Source organism: Epilithonimonas sp. 33E (assembly GCF_059372615.1).
Genome location: NZ_CM182009.1, coordinates 951,958 through 973,518, shown reverse-complemented (window position 1 = coordinate 973,518; position 21,561 = coordinate 951,958). Strand labels below are relative to the sequence as shown.

13 protein-coding genes are annotated in these 21,561 nt (G+C 31.9%); all 13 read right to left on the bottom strand.

Going from position 1 to position 21,561, the window contains the following annotated elements:
• Position 1: 1 nt before the first annotated feature.
• The 13 genes from AC5P2S_RS04550 to AC5P2S_RS04490 all read right to left on the bottom strand — a co-directional run bounded on the left by AC5P2S_RS04550 (position 2) and on the right by AC5P2S_RS04490 (position 21,299).
• Positions 2-964: a glycosyltransferase family 2 protein gene (locus AC5P2S_RS04550; RefSeq protein WP_494556381.1), complete on the bottom strand. Its 963-nt coding sequence runs from the start codon at positions 962-964 to the stop codon at positions 2-4.
• A complete protein-coding gene (locus AC5P2S_RS04545; protein WP_494556380.1) occupies positions 961-2,043 on the bottom strand; it encodes an EpsG family protein in 1,083 nt (360 codons plus the stop codon). The genes AC5P2S_RS04550 and AC5P2S_RS04545 overlap by 4 nt, the downstream gene beginning before the upstream one ends.
• Positions 2,044-2,084: 41 nt before the next feature.
• Entirely contained in the window at positions 2,085-3,239 is a 1,155-nt protein-coding gene (locus AC5P2S_RS04540) for a glycosyltransferase family 4 protein (protein ID WP_494556379.1), read from the bottom strand.
• An 11-nt stretch (positions 3,240-3,250) separates the two neighbouring features.
• Positions 3,251-4,561: an oligosaccharide flippase family protein gene (locus AC5P2S_RS04535; RefSeq protein WP_494556378.1), complete on the bottom strand. Its 1,311-nt coding sequence runs from the start codon at positions 4,559-4,561 to the stop codon at positions 3,251-3,253.
• Positions 4,561-6,915 (bottom strand): GumC family protein, encoded by a 2,355-nt coding sequence (locus AC5P2S_RS04530; protein ID WP_494556377.1) that lies wholly within the window; start codon positions 6,913-6,915, stop codon positions 4,561-4,563. Before AC5P2S_RS04530 ends, AC5P2S_RS04535 begins: the two co-directional genes overlap by 1 nt.
• Before the next feature lie 90 nt (positions 6,916-7,005).
• A complete protein-coding gene (locus AC5P2S_RS04525) occupies positions 7,006-7,791 on the bottom strand; it encodes a polysaccharide biosynthesis/export family protein (protein WP_494556376.1) in 786 nt (261 codons plus the stop codon).
• A gap of 41 nt (positions 7,792-7,832) precedes the next feature.
• Positions 7,833-9,764 (bottom strand): polysaccharide biosynthesis protein, encoded by a 1,932-nt coding sequence (locus AC5P2S_RS04520; RefSeq protein WP_283417332.1) that lies wholly within the window; start codon positions 9,762-9,764, stop codon positions 7,833-7,835.
• A gap of 17 nt (positions 9,765-9,781) precedes the next feature.
• Positions 9,782-10,915, bottom strand: a complete 1,134-nt coding sequence (locus AC5P2S_RS04515; RefSeq protein WP_283417333.1) for an aminotransferase class I/II-fold pyridoxal phosphate-dependent enzyme — start codon at positions 10,913-10,915, stop codon at positions 9,782-9,784.
• A 104-nt stretch (positions 10,916-11,019) separates the two neighbouring features.
• Positions 11,020-11,658 carry an HAD family hydrolase gene (locus tag AC5P2S_RS04510; RefSeq protein WP_494556375.1) on the bottom strand — a complete coding sequence of 213 codons (639 nt, stop codon included), beginning with the start codon at positions 11,656-11,658 and terminating at the stop codon, positions 11,020-11,022.
• A complete protein-coding gene (locus AC5P2S_RS04505) occupies positions 11,651-12,619 on the bottom strand; it encodes an ATP-grasp domain-containing protein (protein ID WP_494556374.1) in 969 nt (322 codons plus the stop codon). Before AC5P2S_RS04505 ends, AC5P2S_RS04510 begins: the two co-directional genes overlap by 8 nt.
• 3 nt (positions 12,620-12,622) lie before the next feature.
• On the bottom strand, positions 12,623-13,228 hold the full coding sequence (locus AC5P2S_RS04500; RefSeq protein WP_494556373.1) for a sugar transferase: 606 nt from the start codon (positions 13,226-13,228) through the stop codon (positions 12,623-12,625).
• 47 nt (positions 13,229-13,275) lie between these two features.
• Entirely contained in the window at positions 13,276-13,731 is a 456-nt protein-coding gene (locus AC5P2S_RS04495; protein ID WP_283417337.1) for a hypothetical protein, read from the bottom strand.
• Positions 13,732-13,745: 14 nt separating this feature from the next.
• The gene (locus AC5P2S_RS04490) at positions 13,746-21,299 is read right to left on the bottom strand and encodes a DUF8693 domain-containing protein (RefSeq protein ID WP_494556372.1); all 7,554 of its coding nucleotides are present in this window, start codon (positions 21,297-21,299) and stop codon (positions 13,746-13,748) included.
• Positions 21,300-21,561: the final 262 nt, after the last annotated feature.

The window sequence follows — 21,561 nt, the reverse complement described above, 5'->3', positions numbered from 1 at the left end:
ATCATTTTCTAGATTTTACAAACTTATAAAAAAACCTCAAACATTTTATACCCAAAAAAGATAGTAAGGCCGAATATCTAGCTTTTTTTCTAGCATTTATATCTATAAGTACAGAGATTCTATATTTTTTAATTAGAGAAAAAATTTGCCTTTCTGCCTTACTAGCTTTTTCTGTCTCAAATAGCAAATGAAAAAGAAAACTTAGTATACGACAATTAACCGCTTCTACAATTTCATGATTGCTTTTCTTCAATGCTTCTAGTTCAACAATAATTTTTAAAAGACTGTCAAGTTTTTCTTGACTAAATAATGAACCTTCTATACTTTCATCTCGCAACAAATAATTGTAGTTAAATTTATTTATGAAAACTATTTTGTTACTATTCAAAAATAATTTATATACTGTTGCTAAATCTTCATATAATAATCCTTTTGGGAAGGTGACATTGAAAAACAGCTCTTTTTTAAATAATTTTGATGTTGCATTATTATCAAAATCAGATTGATAAAACATATTTATTAAGCCTTCAATATTTGTATAAGTCTTTACTTTGTTTATACTTAAGATCTTTTTTACTTTTTTTTCATCATCCTTGAAATGAATAAATGGAGAAATAGCTATATCGGCTTCAAAATCTTGAATTAAATTGACCAAGGTGCTAATAAAATCCTTATTTACATAATCATCACTATCAACGAAAGTTATAAAATCACCAGTTGAAATTTTCAATCCAGCATTCCTAGCATCCGATAATCCGCCATTTTTTTTATGAATTACTTTAATTCTATTATCTTGTATTGCATATTTATCACAAATATTGCCGCAATTGTCAGGTGAACCATCATCAACTAATATAATTTCTAATTGAGTATAGTCTTGATCTATTAAACTATCTATACATTTACTTAAGTATTTTTCAACTTTATATATTGGAATTATTACCGTTATTAAAGGATAGGTCATAAGTTCATAATTTTTGAAGTATATGGATAAGTTTCTCCTAGGTTAGCGACAACTACTGTTAACAACCAAAACATAATATATAAAAATAATAACAATACTTTTAATAATTTCTGATACTTATTATCAACACTGTTGACTAACATAGGTAAAATAATAATAGAAAGATAAGAAAAATAATACATGCCTCGTACTGCAAACGTAGATTTTACCGCTGCAAAACAAAGAACAATAGATATTAGAAATATTGTAGAAAAAAAACGTTTTAAGTTTTTTTCTAAATTAGAAAATCTCTGGAAAACAAAAAACAATGTAAATACAGCTATACTTAAAAACAAATCAGATAATGGAATATTAGATCCAAAAGATCCTTTTGATGTATATGCATCATATTTATCTGTTAAAACCCCTGATCCTATAAATAAAGTGATTAAATTATCTAGGGCAATAACGACAGTTGCTGCAATAATAACCATAGCTACCTGAATAAACCAAAAATGCTTTTTGACTTTAATTGAAAAAAAATATAATATGAATACTGAAAGAAAAATAAATGAGGTGAAGTGAAAAAATAAAGCTATTAAAGCTACAAAAAAAGAGATTATATATTGCTTCTTTAGTAAATATGAAAATGAAAATATACATATAACAATAGCCATAGATTGCCTTGTCATGTTGAGGGAGTTGTTGAAGTACAACATAAAATAAGTTAAAAACACCCATGGAAAAAGCTTATATTGACGAATATTTAATATTGACCAAGCAATAAAAGATAATATAAACCATTGAATAAAAAATAAAACCCAATGGATATTTTCAAAAAACTTTGTTATACTATAATTAAAAAAACTATAACCAGGCTCAAGATAGCTTTTCATTAAATAGTAATTGTAATCATCGGCTCTATAGGCAGCTCTATAGGCCTCTAACACATAGAAACTTGTATCGGTACCTATAGATAAATCTCTTAAACCTGCTAAAGTAGCTGGTAGAATCAAACCTATTACCAGAAAAATATGTCCTACCCTATTCTTCTTTAATTTATAAAAAAATACAGAAAAATTAAGTATTAAAACCGACAAAAAAAATGTTATTATATAAATCACTAATATTATATATAAGATTATGAATTCTTATTATATTTTCTTTGAAAAATTTCTTGTATCAAGCCGGCAGATTTTTTCCAACTCCTTTCTCCTTCGATATAAATATTTTTAATATTATCGGATAATAAATTCAAAATTTCAGGATTATTAAATAAATATATAATTGCTTCGGCTAATTGATTGGCATTCTTAGGCTCTACTATTATTCCAGTAATATTATGTAACACCATTTCTGGTAATCCTCCAACATTTGTAGCTATTACAGGTTTTCCAAAGGCATATGCTGACATAACTACACCACTTTGTGTAGCATCAATATATGGACAAACTATAACTGAAGACTCAAAAATCAGTTCTGAGAGTTCATTAACATCAATATATCTATTGATAATTTCAATATTATTTTTTTTTTCAAAAGTAGTAATATCAAAATCGAACTCTCCACTTCCAGCAATAGTTAAAGTAAAATTAGTATTTTCCTCTTTTTGATTGATAATTTCAAATGCTTCAAGTAAATATTTAATTCCTTTATATTGAGATATCCTTCCAAAGAAAAGAATTTTGAATTTATCCTTATTTCTATTTTTTTTAGAACCAAAGTAAGTCAAAAAATTATATACGCTTAAAAACGAAACATCAACTTCCTCCGAAGTAAAGTTGTGACTATTTATAAATTTTTGTTTTTGATTAAAATTAAGTAAAATTTTATTTTTAATTAACTTAAAAAAAAACATTCTTAAGAAACCATCAATTTTATTTGACTCATTAGAATGCATAAATGGGTCATGTACTATTAAAAACGATTTTTTTCTGTAAAATAAAGCAGAAATAATATAAGTTAATACACAATTATCCAATAAGAGAATATCTGGATCTATCTTTTTAATAAGATTATTAATTATAATTGAATTATAAATTTTTCTAAACAAATTAGAATTTCTAACTCCCTTAATAACATAAGTTTTTTCTAAATTTAATAGATCTTTAAATCTAGTTAATTGCTCAACAGACGTTCCAAAATTAATAATTTTTGTTAATTTTTCTCTATTAAGATAATTATGAACTTCGTAAAGAGCTTCCGTAATAAAGTATACATCATTATCCTTTTTTAATTCATTAATTAAAGAAATATTAGCATCAAATGCAAATACAGAAGCAAAAACGATTTTCATTTATATTATAATTAAAGATTTTTTCTCAATTCTTTTATATTTTGAAATATACTTTTTGGATAAAAATACTTTATAGAAAAAATTTCTATATTATTTCTTTTTATTACTATAATCTCACAAATTATTATTAAAAATTCGGTAATTGTCCAAATAGAAGCAGTTGCAATTGCTCCATACTTCGGGACAAAAATAAGATTAAAAATCAAGCAAAATATAGAAGCAAAAAGAGAAATTTTTAAAAAAATTTTGTCCATATTAAGATTAAGCATAACAATAGATCCTAAAAACATATTAATAAAAATGGCGAATAAGCCCAAATTTAAAATTTCTAATAGAATTATACTATTATTAAATTTACTTCCAAAAAAAAATTGAATTATAAGAGGCCCGAATATACCTATTAAAATAACAATAAATATTGTTAATATTACAAAAAATGGCAAAATTTTCTTAATTTTAATAATTCCTAATTGATAATTAGTAACTATAAGACTCGCAATTAGAGGAAAAAAAGCTTGTACAAAAGGTCTCATAATAACATTCCTCGCAATGTCTACAACCTTTTGAGCAGATGTATAATAACCTACACTTTCATTACTATGATATAATCCTAATATAACAGTACTTGAGTTAAAATAAATTATTATTACAACGTTGGAAAAAAAAATAATTCTATCTTCCTTAAGAATATTAAAAATATCTTTAAGTTTAGGTTTTACAATGTTAATGTTATATTTTTTTAAAATTATAAAAAAAGAAATTAAAGAAACTAAAACAGGAATAATGTTAAAAATAACTGCATATTTAATATAGTCTGATTTTTCTTTTACAAAAAGAACTACAGCAAACATTATGAAACCTCTAGCAATGAAATTAAAAATAGCTATAAATCTGAGTTCATTTTTAACTTGAAAAATCCAATTCTGAGTAAATAAAAATTGCAGGCAAAAGAAGAAACTAACTATTGAAACAAAAGGATCTTGCTTTAAGGAAAACATAAAAAAAAGACACACCAAAAAAATTAATAGTGAAACTATAAATAACAACACCTGAGAAAAAAAAATTGTAGAAAAAAGCACATTTAGTTTTTCATTGTCTTCTGCTATTTTGATACCCCGCCTAACACCCGTAAGCTCAAAGGAATAACTAATAAGCAAAACAAAATATAATACAAAAGCAGCATTGTAATTAATTAATCCTACTTTATCTGGACCCAATACTCTTGAAACAATAGGAATAGTAATAAATGGAAAAATATAGTTTGCCGTTTGAACTAAACTTAATGAAGTCAAATTCTTAAGTAAGGAATTATTATTAGTCATTATCTAAATTTTCGCCACCAATTTTTCTCTTCGGCCTGGTAACCATATCCATATTTATTACCATAACCAAAATTACTCTTATGTACATCATTTAGAACAAAACCAACGTTTTTGATTTTATCAGAATCAATTTGCTTATTTGCAAAATCAGTAAAACTTTTTTCTGTAATTTCTGATCTTGTAACATATACAGTAGCATCGGCAACATTGGAAATTAATAAAGAATCTGTTACAAGCATCAATGGAGCCGTATCAAGAACGATAAAATCATAACTGTTCTTCAATGATTCTAACAATTCCGAATAACGTCCGTTTTGTAAAAGATCGGTAGGATTCGGAGGTATAATACCGGAGTATATAAAATCTAGATTTGAATGAAATCCACTTGGATGAATAATTTCCTTAGTATTATTCACTTCTCCATACAAATATTCTGATAATCCTTTTGCATTTTTCATTGCAGGATTGTATCTCTGTAATTGTGGATTTCTAATATCGGAACCAACTACTAAAACTTTTTTAACACCCGTAGATAATGCTATTGCAAGATTCACTGACACAAAAGTCTTACCCTCGCCTTTTACAGTCGAAGTTACAAAAATCACTTTTAAATTTTTGTTCTTAGGTACCATAAAAGTTAGATTAGTAACTAAAATTCTAAAAGCTTCAGCCAATGGTGAAACATCATTTTTTGCAATAATTTCATTGTCCTTTTTATAAACTCTAGGAATCTCTGCGAGAATTGGCTTAGTAACTAATTTTTCTAGTTCATGCTTACTGACAATTCTAGTATTTAATAAACTTCGAAGGTAAATTATTCCAAATGGTATTATAAAACCAAGAATCCAAGCTCCAAGAATAGAAAATATTTTTTTGGGTGCTACCAGTTTTTTATCTACATATGGATAATCTACAACCCTTGCCTTCTCTCCAGTAATAGCCATTGAGATAGCTGCTTCTTCTCTTTTTTGCAATAACAAAAGATAAAGATTCTCCTTGATTTGCTGCTGTCTTTCTATATTCCTAAATAATCTCTCTTGATTCGGAACTTTTTGTATTTCAGCATCACTAGATCTGTTTTCTTTGATTACCTGATTTTTTGTCGCATTTAGATTAATTAGATAGCGTTGTATACTTTCTCTCATGGCATTTTTAAGATCACTAATATCCTTTGTAATTTCTTTTACTAACGGATTTTCAGGGGTCGCATTCTCCAGTAATCTATTTCTGTCCATCACCAGTTTATTATATGCCGTAATATTGGATGTCGCAGTAGGATTATCTAATCCGATATTCGTAGGAAGAACTTGATAATTATTTGATTGACTATTAACAAATCCAAGAAGCATCTTACTTATTTCTATTTGTGTGTCAAGCTCAAGCTCTTTTCGTTTTGTTTCTGTTGATATTTGTAAATTAATTCTTGCCTCACTTCCAATATCAACAAGATTATTTTCGATTTTGAAACGCTCCTTATCGCCTTCCACTTCACCCAATTCTTTTGATATCAACACTATTCTCTCATCAATAAATTCTTTGGTCTTTTTGGACTCTGTATTTTTATCTGTGATAGCATATTCGTTGTACACACGCATTATATCATTAAGAATATCTTTCCCTTTATCAGTGTTTTCGTTAGATAATGATAGTAAAACAACTGTAGCTTCCTTATCCGCAAGATCTATTTCTAATGACTTTTGATAACTATTAGCAGTACCTTCTAAATCTGAATAAGTAAAATAAAAATCGTTTAGATCCATTTTCTTTACCTTCATTCGGTTAAACTTTGGATTTTTAGTTACCATAATATTAGCATACGGCAAGCTGATAGTCTTATTAAAAGTGGTAATGATATCATTTTTCAGTTCCTTAGAAGACAAAGTTATTTTATCACCATTAATTTTAATATCGATAGGCTTTTTAGGTAGTTTCTCAAATTGCTTTTCATTGATTACAAGAACATTAAAGGGATTTGTATCTTTGTAGAGTTCTACATCATGAAACTTTTCTCGGGAAAAAATAGAAATTTGCAGCTTAAGATTTTTAGCTACGTCCTCCATTATCCTTTTAGACTTGAAAATTTCCAGTTCGTTCTCAATACTATTAGTTCCCATCCCGGCAAAGCCTCCTAGTCCGGAAAGTACACCAAAATCAGCAGAAGCTGTTGACATTTTTTTTGCATCCTTAATCAATACGGAAGACTGAAGTTTATAAACCGGTGTTGTGAATAATATATAACAAATTGCTAAAACAGTCGTAAGAAAAATAGACACTAAAAACCAATACCATTTTTTTGTATATGGTTTTATAATTTCTCTCAAATTAATTTCTTCTTCCTTTTTCGTCAAGTCCATTTAACTAGTTTTTTATCTACAGCAGTGCTATAGATTAATATTAATTAATAATTTTTTTGAATGATAAATAATTCTGCACAATTTTCTCTTTTACCTGAAAAGAAGAGCTAAAACTCCTACTAAAACTGATGCTACAGAGATAACAATACCTATCTGAGGCCCATAAGATGAGGCACTTTTTCTTGCACTATTTGGAGATACATAAATAACGTCATTCTGCTTTACATAATAATAAGGAGAATTAAAAAGTTCTGCGTTTGTAAGATCTATGTATTGTTTCGTGGTAGCACCATCAACATTTCTGATCACGAGAACATTTTTTCTTTGCCCATATATCGTAAGATCACCAGCCATACCTATAACATTAAGAATCGTTGTAGGCTGACCACCGTCAATATTAAAAGTCCCTGTTCTGTTAACTTCTCCCAAAACAGTAACCCGAAAATTTACGGTTTTTACATTAACACCTGGATTTTTAATGTATTTTGTTAATCTTTCCTTAAGACTTTCTTTAAACTGATCAAGGTTTTGGTTTGTAGTATTGATTGTTCCCAATATCGGAAAATCGATATTACCTTTGCCGTCAACATTATAAACAGGTTCTATTGATGCGTTACGCGAAGGAACAGAAGAAAATTGAGACATGTCTGTAGAATAATAGTTCTGGTTAAAAGGTTTTGCCACCTCATTATCTTTCGCCAAAACTGTAATAGCCAATTGGTCTCCTGGCTGTATTGTAGATGTATTAGCCTTAATAGATTCTTTTATTGCTACATCTTCAATATTTTTAACATATTGTATATCTTCTCTTGCTTTACACGAAAATACAGTATATACTAAAAACGCCATAAAAACTATGGATAAAGCTCTTCTCATAAATATAATTCTTAACTGAAGGTTTGCAAATATAGGAATTCTTATTTATCTAACGATTCATATATAGAATTATTGCTTTTAAATTCTTTTACTATAGATTTTAATATTCTTACTATTTCTTGTTTTTCTTCTTTTTTAGAAAAATCAATGACAAGATCTGTTAATTCATCTATTTCTGCAAAATACATAGACGGATCTTTTGAGATCATTATTTTTTCATGAGAGGTTGGTAATGTTCTGGTATTGTCACTCAAGAGTTCCTCGTATAGCTTTTCTCCTGGTCTTAAACCTGTATAAATAATCTTAATGTCAATATCAGGCTCGAAACCTGAGAGCTTTATCATTCGTTTTGCTAATTCAAGTATCTTTACCGGTTCTCCCATATCAAATACATAAATCTCTCCTCCAGCACCCATTGTTCCGGCATGCAAAACCAATTCACAAGCTTCAGCAATAGTCATAAAGTACCTAACAATTTCCGGATGTGTAATTGTAACAGGTCCTCCTTTTTCGATTTGTCTCCTAAAATGTGGAATTACAGATCCATTAGAGCCTAGAACATTTCCAAATCTTGTTGTAATGAATTTCGTCGTGTTACCCTCAACATTCTGTAAAGATTGTACAAATAATTCTGCAACACGTTTTGAAGCGCCCATAACATTGGTAGGATTCACGGCTTTATCGGTTGAAACCATTACAAAACGATTGACATTATATTTGCTGGAAAGTAACGCTAGATTCTTAGTTCCCAAAATATTAACAAGAACCGCTTCGTGTGGATTATCTTCTACCAGCGGCACATGTTTGTATGCAGCCGCATGATATACCATTGAGAAGTTATATTTTGCAAACAAAGGCTCCAACCGACTATAGTTGGAAATGTCAGCGAGAATAAACTTAAAATTAATATGAGGGTATAGCTCCCTCATTTCCAGCTCAGTATCATAAAGCGGTGTTTCTGATTGATCCAGAATAATAATCTGTAAGGGTTCCAAAAGTGCAACTTGTCTTACGATTTCTCCACCGATAGAACCGGCACCTCCTGTAACCAGAATAGTTTTCTGAAAATGTCTTTTTTTCACCTCCAGATTATCAAGTTTAATTTGTTTTCTATTTAACAAATCTTCAATCTGAATGGTTTTTATATTATTGATAATATCATTGGTGCGCAGCTTTTGCATTGCCGGCGCTTTATAAATTTTAAGGTTATGCTCCAAAAACAAATTAACCCAAAATTCTAACTCTTCCTTCTGCAAGGTTTCTTTAATCACCAAAACACCATTTACGTCACTTCTGCCATTTTTTAAATTATTAATAAAATTCTGTTTTGTAATAATCTTTTTATCTAATAACTTAATGCTAACTCTTTTATTACTATAAGATATAAAACCCTGAATATCAAAAGGCAAACTGGGATTAGAAATAATAACCTGAGCAATAGCAACAGAAGTATCATCATCACCTAATATGTATATTTTTTTCCTGCTGGAACTCCTTTTATTTTCTTTTATAATATTGAAAATACCTTTAACACAAAGTCTAAATACAAATAAACAGAGACAAGAAATTGCAAAGTAAAGCCCCAAAAAAGGAATAAGAATTATTTTTTTATTAGAACTGAAATAGTATGTGTAATTAATAATTATGATTGTTAATACACTGCATAGATTTGCAAGAAAAATTTTGAATAAGTCAACAAAAGTAGAATGCCTAATCACGCCTAAATATGTTTTGAATATATACATATACAACACATTAATAGCAATGATAAAGATAAAAACATATAATAATGGGAATACATTATAATGCTTAACCTCCAGCCCTATTATAAGTAAATGAGATACAGAAAGAGATAAAATTACAATTAATATATCAATAACTAAGATGACCCATCTTGGTAAAAATTTAAGATCGGCAAGATCCAATACATTATCATTCAGTGAAAATCTTTTAAGATTTTTAACCTTGTCCATTTTTTGGTTAGTTATTGTTAAAATTGGTAATTGTTTATGACTTCATTAATTCTATTTTTATCATCATTTGTAATATTGGAACCAGAAGGTAGACACAATCCTGCGTTAAACAAATCTTCAGCAACTGTTTCTCCATAATACGGACAATCTTTAAAAACAGGCTGAAGATGCATAGGTTTCCATAATGGACGGGTTTCTATATTTTCCTCTGCAAATGCAGTCATTAGATCATGAGTTGTTTTTTTTGTCAAATCCTTATTAAGAGTAATACATGTGAGCCAGTGATTTGAAAAAAAATCAGAGTTTGCTTCAGAGAAAACATCAACCGCTTCAGTATTAGAAAATAGTTCTTTATAAAAGCTGTGATTATCTCTTCTCAGGCGAACCCTTTCATCTAAAACTTCCATTTGTCCTCTACCAATTCCTGCACAGATATTACTCAACCTATAGTTATATCCAACCTCCGAGTGTTGATAATGAGGTGCATGATCTCTTGCTTGTGTTGATAAGAAAATTGTCTTCTGTTTTTGTTCTTTTGTTGTTGTTACTAATGCTCCACCACCAGAAGTCGTAATAATTTTATTACCATTAAAAGATAATATGGCAAATTCCCCGAATGTTCCACATTGTCTTCCTTTATAACTTGATCCTAAAGCCTCTGCACTATCTTCTACTAATGGAATTTCATATTTTTCACAAATTGCCAAAATCTCATTCATCAAAGCAGGCATACCATAAAGGTGAACTACAATTACTGCTTTTGGCTTTTTATTTTTACTGATTCTATCTTGTATTGCTTTTTCCAGATATGCTGGTGACATATTCCAATTAACTTCATCGGAATCTACAAAAACAGGATTGGCACCTAAATATTTTATAGGATTTGCAGAAGCAGAAAATGTAAATGATTGGCATATTACCTCATCACCATAACCGATGCCTAATTGTATCAATGCCAGATGTAATGCTGCTGTTCCGGAACTAAGTGCCGCAACAAATTTATCTTTAATAAGAAATTTTTCTATGGCAACCTCAAATTCATCTACATTTTTGCCCAAAGGCGCAACCCAATTTTGATCAAACGCTTCTTGAACATATTTCATTTCCCCACCGCCCATATGTGGAGACGATAGCCAGATTTTAGACTTCATTTATTTTAAAATACGTTAGTTTAAATTTTATTCAAACTTATAATTTGATTGCTATTTACTTTTATAAATTACAATTAAAATATTAGATTGATATTTTCACAAAGTTACTCAATTAAAGCATAAAAATATTGCCATGATACTGTTTTTTCTGCATTATATTTTTCTTGTAAAATATTGGGGATTGCATGAATCTTCTTGCCCTCATTATCTTCTATCATAATTGTTTTCCAACCTAGTAGATTGGGCGTGATAAAATCCTTTTTGGGATTATCCGCAATATAGAAAAACTCATATCCAGGCTCTAGGAAAACATTATAATTCTTTTTATCCGGCTTTTCTGACCCAAACTCTCCTGAAATTATGATTTTATCAAAATAATTTTCAATATCCAATGCCTTAATCTTGTTTCTCTGAGTAACAGATCTACCATCTGTGAGCAGCCCCATTTTTATATTTTCGTCTTTTAATTTATTCAAAATATCTTTTACTCCATCTCTTAAATTGATATCGGGAAAATGCTCACGGTATAAGTTGAGGAGCATTTCTTTTGAAGAATTAAATTTCGAAGCTAAGATTCCAAAAACGTCTTGTTGCTTATAGTAAAGCTCAAGCATCTCATTATAAAGAGAAATATAATTATCGTCTGGGACAAGTTTTTTTGCAATTTCTTTATAAGCAGATTTTAGAAAATCCACCTCATAAAAGAGCGTATCATCCAGATCGAAAACAATATATTTATTCATAATTTCTTACAAGAACTTCTGCATCATATCTTAGCATTAATAATTTGTCTTCCCAATCATCAGTATAATTAATGCTTTTATTTTCAAAATATTCTTCGATTAACATTTTTGGATAATTAGCTCCTGCTTCATAAGAAAGCGGATATCCCCCTCCGAATCTTGGGTTAATCTCGATTGCTATAATATCGTTATTGTTTTTGTTGTAGAACAATTGAATTGTAATGCATCCTATTGCACCGGATATTATATGGAGTTTTTCTAGTAAGTAATTTATAATTTCATTTTTAGTAGTAACACCTTTATGGATTTCTCCACTTCTTATAGCAATTCTCTGTCTTGGAACTGCACATGATAACTCATTATTTTTGTTATAATAGCAATCTACAGTATATTCTTTATATAGAGAAGAATCTATATATTCCATAAACATAAACTTAGGATGACCCAAATGATAATCTGTAATTTCATCTTCTTTTTTAATTATATAGATATCCTGACTCAGGCTACCATCATATGGCTTGATGAAAAGTGGAAAAGTTGGATTTTTTTTATCAATAGGTTTAGGAAATTTTATATCATGCTTTGAAAAAAAAATATTTAATTCTCTCTTATCTCTGCAACTTTTAATTAATTGCTTATCTGAAATAATCAAATGAATATTATTAAGTTTAAAAAAGCCAATACTATCTGAAAAAACTCTCAATTCGGTATCAATGGTAGGAATTACCATTCCTATATTTTCTTTTTCACAAATATTTAAAATTTCTGGGATGTAATTTTCATCTGTTACTTTACAAACTTTGTAATAAAAATCCGAAATTTGACAAGCCGGTGATAATTCTGGTTGAAGATCAACTGTAATTACCCTGGAATCAGGAAATTTTTTTTTAAGTTCTTTCATAAAAGCATTAACCAAAGAAACCCTTTGTCCTGCAGATGTAATTAAAATATTTGTCTTCATTTTTTAGTTCTTTCCATTAAAACTTTCTGTAGTTGCTTGTCCAACAGTATTAATACCTTCTCTTTTAAGCACTTTTTTAATAGTTAATAAAAATATTTTAGCGTCCAGTAAAAAACTGATATTATTGACATAGTACACATCATAAATAAACTTTTGAGCCCACGTGATTGTGTTTCTGCCATTAACCTGAGCCCACCCTGTTATTCCCGGCTTAATCAAATGTCTTTTCTTCTGTTCTTCATTATATAAAGAAAGATAGCTTACCAAAAGTGGACGAGGCCCTATAAAACTCATATCCCCTTTCAAAACATTGATTAGCTGAGGAAGTTCGTCTAAAGAAGTTTTTCTTACGAATTTCCCCATTTTTGTCAATCTGAATTCATCCGGCAAAAGATTTCCGGACTCATCTTTCTGGTCTGTCATAGTTTTAAACTTAATGATTTTGAAAACTTTTTCATTCTTACCCGGGCGGCTCTGAAGAAAAAACACATTTTTGTGATTAAAAAAATATAACAGAATGATAACTATCAATAATACAGGAGATAATATCAATAACAGTATAAATGAAAATATAAAATCAAATGATGGTTTTAAAAAGCTTTTGTACATCTTAACAAAACAAATCCGAAATTTTAAAATTCCGGATTTAAATATTTTTAAATATTAGTTTTCTTATTTTTTCTCTGATAATAAATCATCAAAGACATACCGCTTAGTAGTAATACCGGGATAAGACTATTAATAGGTACAGGTTCACCTGGATTACCAGGACCTTCCGGATGTTCACCTCCATTAGGGACTAAATTAGAATTTTGTTCCTCATTTTCGTTAAATGTATTATTTGGAGCACTTTGAACCTGTGTTGGATCATTTGGATCAACATTATGGTTGGATTGTTGTTCGTTAGATTGAATTTGATTATTATTATCAAACTCATTCTCAGCTCTAAACTGCGCTAAACATATAACACTCAAGGTGATACATATAATGGACAAATATTTTCTCATCTGAAGTTTGAAACTAGACATATTTTTCAGGTTGTAAAGATATAAAATTTTAATAAAAATATATAAATTATTAACATTAAATAAAATTAACAATTCTTTTATCAATCTTTTATGTATGTTTATTTAATTATTTTTTTTGTTCTGACATTTCCAGAATTTTCAGCTTTTATAATATAAACGCCTGACGAAAGTGTGCTAACATCTATTCTAATAGATTTTTCCGAAGAATATTTAGACTGGATCAATTTCCCACTTACATCATAAAGTTCTATTTTACCCAAATTTGCAGAAGATTTTATTACAAAATAATTTCCATCTCTATATACGATAAAATCTGATTTGCTAAGATTGTTTGTTCCTAAAACTTCTTTGTTCTTATATACGATCTCAAATCTGTTTTCATCCGTACCTTTGCTAGTACTGAAAGTATAATCCTGAGAAGTAAGATCTGTGTAAGTACCGGTCAGTTTATCTCTCAAATATATTTTCTGATCGGAAACAAATATTCCTTCTCTGCTACCCAAGCTTATTTTATAAGTACCATTAATAGAATACTTAGTACCTAGTGTTACAAAATCTCCGTCGCTAATAGGATTACTTCTAGCCTGGATATGTAACTTTTGCGTATTAATCTTCGAATAGAAAGAATCATCACCTACAGATAACAGTTCCGCATCATAATCCGCGTCATATTGATTAGTCGCTCCATCCATATGAGCTATTAGAATTGTATTGGAAATGTTATATGGTGATATCATTTTCAACCAGTAACGATTAATCTCATCACTCGCAGAGTTCTTATTATCATTATAAAAGTGTCCTGTATTATCATTAGTTCTTATGGAATTATCAAACTTAACAGTGCCTGTAACTGGCGTACTTCCGGTTGGAGGTGTTGCTCTCATCTGAACAATAAATCCTTGTGCTACTTTTATATACTGATTCGGAGTAGGCGACCCTGTTGCGCTGTAAACATCTGTCGCATTTACACCACCAGCCAAAGTGAGCGTCGCATAATTATTCGGTGTATAAGAAGATCCTCCTTGTGTTGTTGGTGCACCAGGAACATTGGTCCAAAACCACACTTTCCCAAAGATAACGTTGCTATTTTTTGTTCCGTCGCCTTTATCTAGATTATAGAATTTGTAGAAATCGATATTAGACGGATAAGGATTCCCTATAAGATTATAACCGTGTTCATAGGTAATACCACTGATAATAGTATTTTTGGATTTCTGCACTCCGATAGTAATATCCCCATTGTTTAGATTACCGTTGAACGACAGTTCGTCCGAATACAAACTGGTACCATAGCTGGACTTTCCTCTGATCGCATATCCTTTGGCATTGGTAAATGTTCCATTCAACGTCGCTTTGAAAGTATCGTTCGGTTCATTATATTCAAAAATTCTGTTGTTCGGTGTTCCCTCCGAGAATCCTCCGGCGCTGTTATTAGCATTTACATTGGATGTATTAAGCAACGGTTGATCTTTCACAGGAGAACTCCAGTAAGTATAATCCGAAGTTTTCATACTGACACCTCTTTTTACAATAGCTTTATTGGCACTATTTCCGTTGGTAATCTTTGTCTGTACAAGACTTCCGTCACTTTCTATAATGATCTTGTTATCAGGAGCTGTTATATCTCCGGTAACAGTAATTCCTTTTCCAGCCTTGATGTCTAATGACCCTGTGCTTTCTATAGTCAGATTCTTTACTGAAAACTCATTTTGACCAGCATCTCCAACATTGAAAGGCGTTCTGATAATTGCATCCAAAGTTGCATCAGGACCAGATGTATTGGTCCATGCGTTGTTCCAGATAACCGAATAAGTAGTTTTAACCGGAATAATCAAAGAATATGATGAATAGCAAGAATTTATCTTTGCTCTTACTCTATAATAATATTGAGTATCAACAGTAAGTCCATTTACCGCCTGAGAAGTTCCTGATACAGATATAGGATTATAACCAACTATTCTGGAATCTTGAGTTACGGCAAAATTGTCTAAGTAGAATCTATTGTTGCTTGTTCCAACTGCTTGTACTCTAATTTTTGAATTGTTTGTCCCTCCAGTAATACTAAAAGTATAAGTTGTCATAGTGCCTGATAAAGTAACTGGAGAACCAATCTGAGTAAACGTAGTGCCATCAGAAGCGAACATTACTTGTACAGTTTTATTGGCATCAGTTCCATACAAACCTAAATCAATCGAAACTTTTGCTAAACCTCCAAAACCAGATAAATCCAATGCAGGTGTCGTTATCGAGCCTTTTAACGAACCCGTACCAAGTTTTGCATAGCCATTCATCTCAAAAATAGAAGAACCCGTCCATCCTATCGTGCTCAAATAAGAATCAAGGGCAGCACTTCTATCCGTCGTACCATTATCCGTTGTAAAGCCGGCAAAGTTTTCTGATATATTAATTTTACTAATCAAAGGATTGGTTCCAACTTCCAATTCATAACCTGTTGCCCCTGTTACTGCATTCCAATTAGCAATAAAACCGTTTGTCACAACATCCGTTGCTGCAGTTGCAGTCGGAGCAGGTATAACACCTTTTCCAGTAGCTGTAACATTCACAGTAGTAGCTCCACCTCCAGAAATTGCTATGTTTCCATTATAATCTGTACATCCTGCGGTTGGACTTAATTTGACATGTACTGTTGTCTCTGCCAAAGTCTTGGATGTATAAGGCAAGGTAAGCGTAGATGACCAACCTGTTCCATCTAATGAATATGAATAACCCGCTAATGCAGCAATACTAACATTACCACTTGCAGGAGATAAGAAGCTAGCTTTTACTTTAATATCCTGTACAGTAGAATCTGTATTCACAGGGACATTTCCAAAGTTTAAATTTACAGGAGTTACAATGATATTAGGAACTGTTGATACAGATGTTGTAAAGAATCCATCGCCGCTAGCACTTCCGTAATTAAAAACTCTGTAATAATAAGTAGTATTAGCATTTAAAGATAACGTTACAACTTCATCACCAAGTCCATCAGAACATCCAATATTTACAGATGCTGCACAAGTTCCAGATCTTAAATCTAATACAGGGTCAGACATTGCACCTGTACCCGTTGATTTGAAAACAGTTATTTTATAGCTTCCTTCATCTGAAGTAGTAAATTTATACCAGACATCTCTACTATTACTACCAGATGAACACGGAGAAGCACCAAAACCGGAGCTTGAAGTGGCACCTTTATTAGAACCGGAAACCGCTGCTGCATCTACAGTTATATTGATTGCGCCAGAACATTCGTCGTTTGCTATTGAAACTGCATTATCATTACCAATTACAATCCCGTTTGCAGCTGTGTTTGAAAGACTAACGCCAGTAGCAGTTGTATTGTTAGCAACCAGATTTATATTGTAAAATGTATAAGGTGCTCCACCAACAGTCGTAGCTAAACTTCCAGTTGCTGGGATTGTCATACTATTAGTCTCAGCAGCAACACCCTGCCATTCCGTGTATATATTGGCGGTAACAATATTTGTTGTTGTAACAAACCACTTTGTACTTAATACCCTGGTTGCATCAGAAACAGTAGGAGTAATTGATGTACTTACATTCACTGATAAATCTGTAGTTCCTGATAAATTCTTAATAATAATCGGTGCATATCTTCCTGCTGCAGCCACGCCCATTGGAAATGTCCAATCTTTAGTTCCATCTATATTCTGACGGATTAATTTACCTGTTCCTATGGCTTGGATATAAGAATTAACATTTGAACTTATTATAGAGGTATTGTTTGGAAGTGTTAAATTATTAGTTCCGAGAACAATACTTTTATTAGTTAAAGTTAAATCTTTATTAACGATAATACTTGCAGCTAAAACAACATTTCCCGTACTTGTTTTGTTAATAGTAAGATAATCAAAGGTTGTTGGGCTATAGATAGTTTGATCATTGCCATCACTTCCATTAAAGGTAACAGTTCTGTTGTTCGGTACAAATGTACCAGAACTTGTCCAGCTACCTCCTAACGATAAATCTCCACCTGCAAAATCTCCTAAAGATAAGCTTCCACTATTAACAATATTTCTGCCAACAGTAAGCGATCCGCTTTTGTTTCCGCCATTACCATAATCCATATAAAGTGAAGAACCGCTGTCGATTGTTAAGTCTCTGGCAATTCCTAAAGCTGTGGAGAAAGCACCGGATCCTGTGTTTGGATAATTCAAAGTTGTGTTGGCTGTAACCTGTACATCATATGGATAACCTGCACCGGAAGTTGCATTCCATTCTGCTTTTCTCGCATAAATTCCTGCAGTTTTATAAACTAATTTGGAACCTGTTGCGTAGATCGGACCATTTGGAGTAACTGAAGATCCATTCCCAACGATATTAAGAACACCGTTCACAGTAGAGATATTAGTACCGGAGGATTTTCCGAAATCGACTGTCGCATTATTATTAATATTAATTGTTGCATTAGCTGCAAAAGTCAAACTACCTGTTCCTGAATTATTGGAAACTTTTTTATTCGCATTGAAATTAATAACAGCACCCGAAGAAGCCACAATTGTTTTTGCTGCATCTACATAGATCTCGCCACCATCATTGTTAAATGTCAAAGTATTAGCATTCAGGTTCAGACCACCGGTTCCGGAACCTATAATAGCTAGTGCATTAAGATAGGTTCCATTAAGGTTTAAGCTGGTAAGATTTCCTGCTGAGCTGCTCAAAGAAACATTGGTAGCATTAGTTTTCTGGATTTCCAATCTGTCAAAATCCAAAGTTCCTCCTCCTGTTTTTGTAATAGTTTGCGCTGCTGTTCCATTGAAAATAACACGTCTTCCTTTCGGTGAAAAAGTTGCAGATGCTGCTTGTGTCCAGTTTCCACCAACAGTAATATTCCCACCTTCAGCATTTCCCAATGACAGATTTCCATTCAGCACGAGATTTCCACCCACAATTAATGCTGAGTTCCCACCCGAACCATAATCCTGATATAATGATGAGCCTGCATCTATGGTAACAATTCCCCCAGCCATAAATGCTGCTGTGCTTGCACCTGATGCAGTATTACCATTAGGAAAATTAAGTATTGTATTATTGCTTACCTGTACATTTTGAGGAAGACCAGCTGTAGTTCCCACCGTTCCTGTGCTCGCTGTCCATTCATTATTTCTACCTGGAGAACCACCTGAATTATAAATTAAAGTAGAGGACGTTCCATAGATTGGGCTTCCTGTTCCACTCCAACCGTAACCGGAATTTAGCTTCAATGTTCCGGAAGTTCCGATAGTAATATTTCCAGGGTTTGTAATAGTTGCTGAAGAATTAAATGTTCCGTTTACAGTTCTCGCTACATTTAATGAAATAGGACTGTTCCCATTCACTGTAACATTAAATGGACCCGCTGACGGCCAATAAGCATCAGCATTAACACCATAAACAGAACCATTATTATGACCAAATATCAAAGTAGATGCTGCACCATATACAAAGTCGGTACCGGTTGCCCAAGAACCTGCATTAATCTGAAAACTGCCATTAATAGTAGTCGTTCCATTATTAGTATAATGGTCATTGATAGCCAAAGTTCCTGCAACAGTGGTTGTTGTTCCGGAATTTCTTGTTTGTGCAGTGGTAGCAGTGATCGTATGCGCTGCTAATATCACCACATTATCATCCGCACCCGGAACGGCATTAAGATCCCAAGTTAAAGCAGATTCCCAATTCCCTGTAGTTGCAGATGTAAAAGTCGCCTTACTAATAGTCCCCGAAAGTGCCACAGTTTTGTCCGGAGTTACAGCCGGTGATGCGCTTACGGTAATATTACCTGTAGGAGAACCAGTTGCTCCTTTTTTCAGAATGACATAAATAGTTGTAGATGCTACACTTCCTGATGTTGGGTTTAAAACGATCGGCGTAGAAGAATATCCCGAGCCAGATGTTGTAGAAATCTGATAGCCTGCTGGCGGTGTTATAGTAATTGGAGTTGTTCCTAAAGAAACGCCAGAAACCGTAAATATTTTCTCCGAAGAGTCAGAAGCTGTAGTAGCGGTAAAACCGGATAAGGTTGTTGGCGAAACTGTTGTAGAAGCTACTGCTTGCTTTATAGTGACATTATCAAGACCGCTATCATATCCTGCATTAGAAACGAATTTGAAACCTACATAAAATGTAGATTGATTTCCAACTGCGCTTGGCAAATAGACAGATTTTAATGTCCATCCGGTTGCTGCAGCATCATATCTTTTAATGAATGATCCAGCATCCACCCAAGTTACACCATCTAGTGAATATTGTACCTGAACACCTTCTGTTTGGTAAGAAGTAGCTCCTCCATTTGTACTTTGATACCAATAAAAATCAACCTGAACGTCCGAAATACCTGTCGAACTTAATGGTTTAGAAACTAAACGAGTGCTCTTTCCATTAGTAATTGAAAAAGAATTCCAGTAAGCAAAGCGAGTTCCTTCTTGAGGCGTTATTGGCGGTGTAGAACTAGTAGATGTTTGAAAAGTAATACTTGCTGGAACTGAATCTGAAGATTGCGAGGTCCAACAAGAAGGAAAAATTGCTGTTCCTGAAGTGTTAAACCCTTCTGTTACTGGTAACGTTGTTACAGCGCAAGGTGTTGTAAAACTACTTCCTGAAACCCATGCACTTTTGTCAGAAGTACTACAATTAGATCTAACCCACCAATAATAAGTTGTATTAGCAGATACACTAACATTTATAGATGTTCCGGAAGCTACATTTCCTGTTGGAGTTGTAGAAGCATCTGGAGCCGTGTTATTTGTTGACAAATAATAATCGTAGCCATTAGCTGGTACTGATGAAGGAGCTGTCCAGCCAAGAGTGGCTGAACTTGTAGACACATTAGTTGTTGTTGTTGATATTGGTGAAGAACAACTTACGGGAAGTGTATTTGAATATTCTAGATCATCAATATATATAAACGCTGCATTTGAAGTACTGCTTTCTGCAAACAAACCAAAGCCCGCAAGATTAACATTAGCTGCTAATGTTCCAGCTGTTGCACCGTTTGTTACAACTTTTGTTCCATCTACCCATAGATCCCATGTTTTTGTAGCAAGAGAATAAGAAGTGCCTCCTTTAGTATAATTTACTGATGATGATCCATTATTTGCATAAATTTCTATTTGTTGATCCGTATCTTTTGCAAAACCCGATGAGGTAATTGTGGTATTAGATCCCGAAACCCTTCTAACAACACTGCTTATAGCACCCGAAGTATATGCTATTGTCAATGAAGTAACGGAAGCATTATATTGGGAAGTATATCCTTGGCTATCACTCGCCATTGTATTTGTTCCTAGTGAAATATTTAGATTACCTGTTCCTGTTGATGTAGTTCTAATTTTTGCCTTTAAATAAGCAACACTAGAAGGACTATTCCAATCGTAAACTCCAAATTTATTCGTTGATGTACCCGAAGTAGCATTAAGTTGAGCTTCTGAACCAGAACCTAATGTTGTTCCAGGATTTGCCAAAATTAAAGAACCCCCTCCTGTACCAATTCTCACTCTATACGTACCGCCACCAGAGGGAGTAGATGTAAAAAAGGATGTATTACCACTTCCCGAATTAGCATTATTTGCGGTACCAGTACCAGTACCAAAATCATAAGTCCAAGTCTGTCCCCAAACATTACCAGAAAAAAATAGAATTAAAAGCAATATGATTTGCTTATAAAAATTTTTTGTGTTTTGTTGATTAAATAAATTTTTCTTCATCGGTATATAAAGTCTATTTTTAAAAAACTAGAAATAAGGGCGCTAAATTAATTAATTTTTACATACTCGCATAAAAAAAGTTAAATTATTTTTGATTACCTATTATTTAAAGGATTTTCATAATGATAATCAAATAAGCGTTTGAATTTTTTGACATATACAAAATAAAAAAAGACACTTAAAAGTGCCTTTAATATTAGATATT

Coding starts and splice junctions, on each gene's coding strand:
- AC5P2S_RS04550 (WP_494556381.1), bottom strand. CDS start 964: ATGACCTATCCTTTAATAACGGTAATAATTCCAATATATAAAGTTGAA.
- AC5P2S_RS04540 (WP_494556379.1), bottom strand. CDS start 3,239: ATGAAAATCGTTTTTGCTTCTGTATTTGCATTTGATGCTAATATTTCT.
- AC5P2S_RS04535 (WP_494556378.1), bottom strand. CDS start 4,561: ATGACTAATAATAATTCCTTACTTAAGAATTTGACTTCATTAAGTTTA.
- AC5P2S_RS04530 (WP_494556377.1), bottom strand. CDS start 6,915: ATGGACTTGACGAAAAAGGAAGAAGAAATTAATTTGAGAGAAATTATA.
- AC5P2S_RS04525 (WP_494556376.1), bottom strand. CDS start 7,791: ATGAGAAGAGCTTTATCCATAGTTTTTATGGCGTTTTTAGTATATACT.
- AC5P2S_RS04520 (WP_283417332.1), bottom strand. CDS start 9,764: ATGGACAAGGTTAAAAATCTTAAAAGATTTTCACTGAATGATAATGTA.
- AC5P2S_RS04515 (WP_283417333.1), bottom strand. CDS start 10,915: ATGAAGTCTAAAATCTGGCTATCGTCTCCACATATGGGCGGTGGGGAA.
- AC5P2S_RS04510 (WP_494556375.1), bottom strand. CDS start 11,658: ATGAATAAATATATTGTTTTCGATCTGGATGATACGCTCTTTTATGAG.
- AC5P2S_RS04505 (WP_494556374.1), bottom strand. CDS start 12,619: ATGAAGACAAATATTTTAATTACATCTGCAGGACAAAGGGTTTCTTTG.
- AC5P2S_RS04500 (WP_494556373.1), bottom strand. CDS start 13,228: ATGTACAAAAGCTTTTTAAAACCATCATTTGATTTTATATTTTCATTT.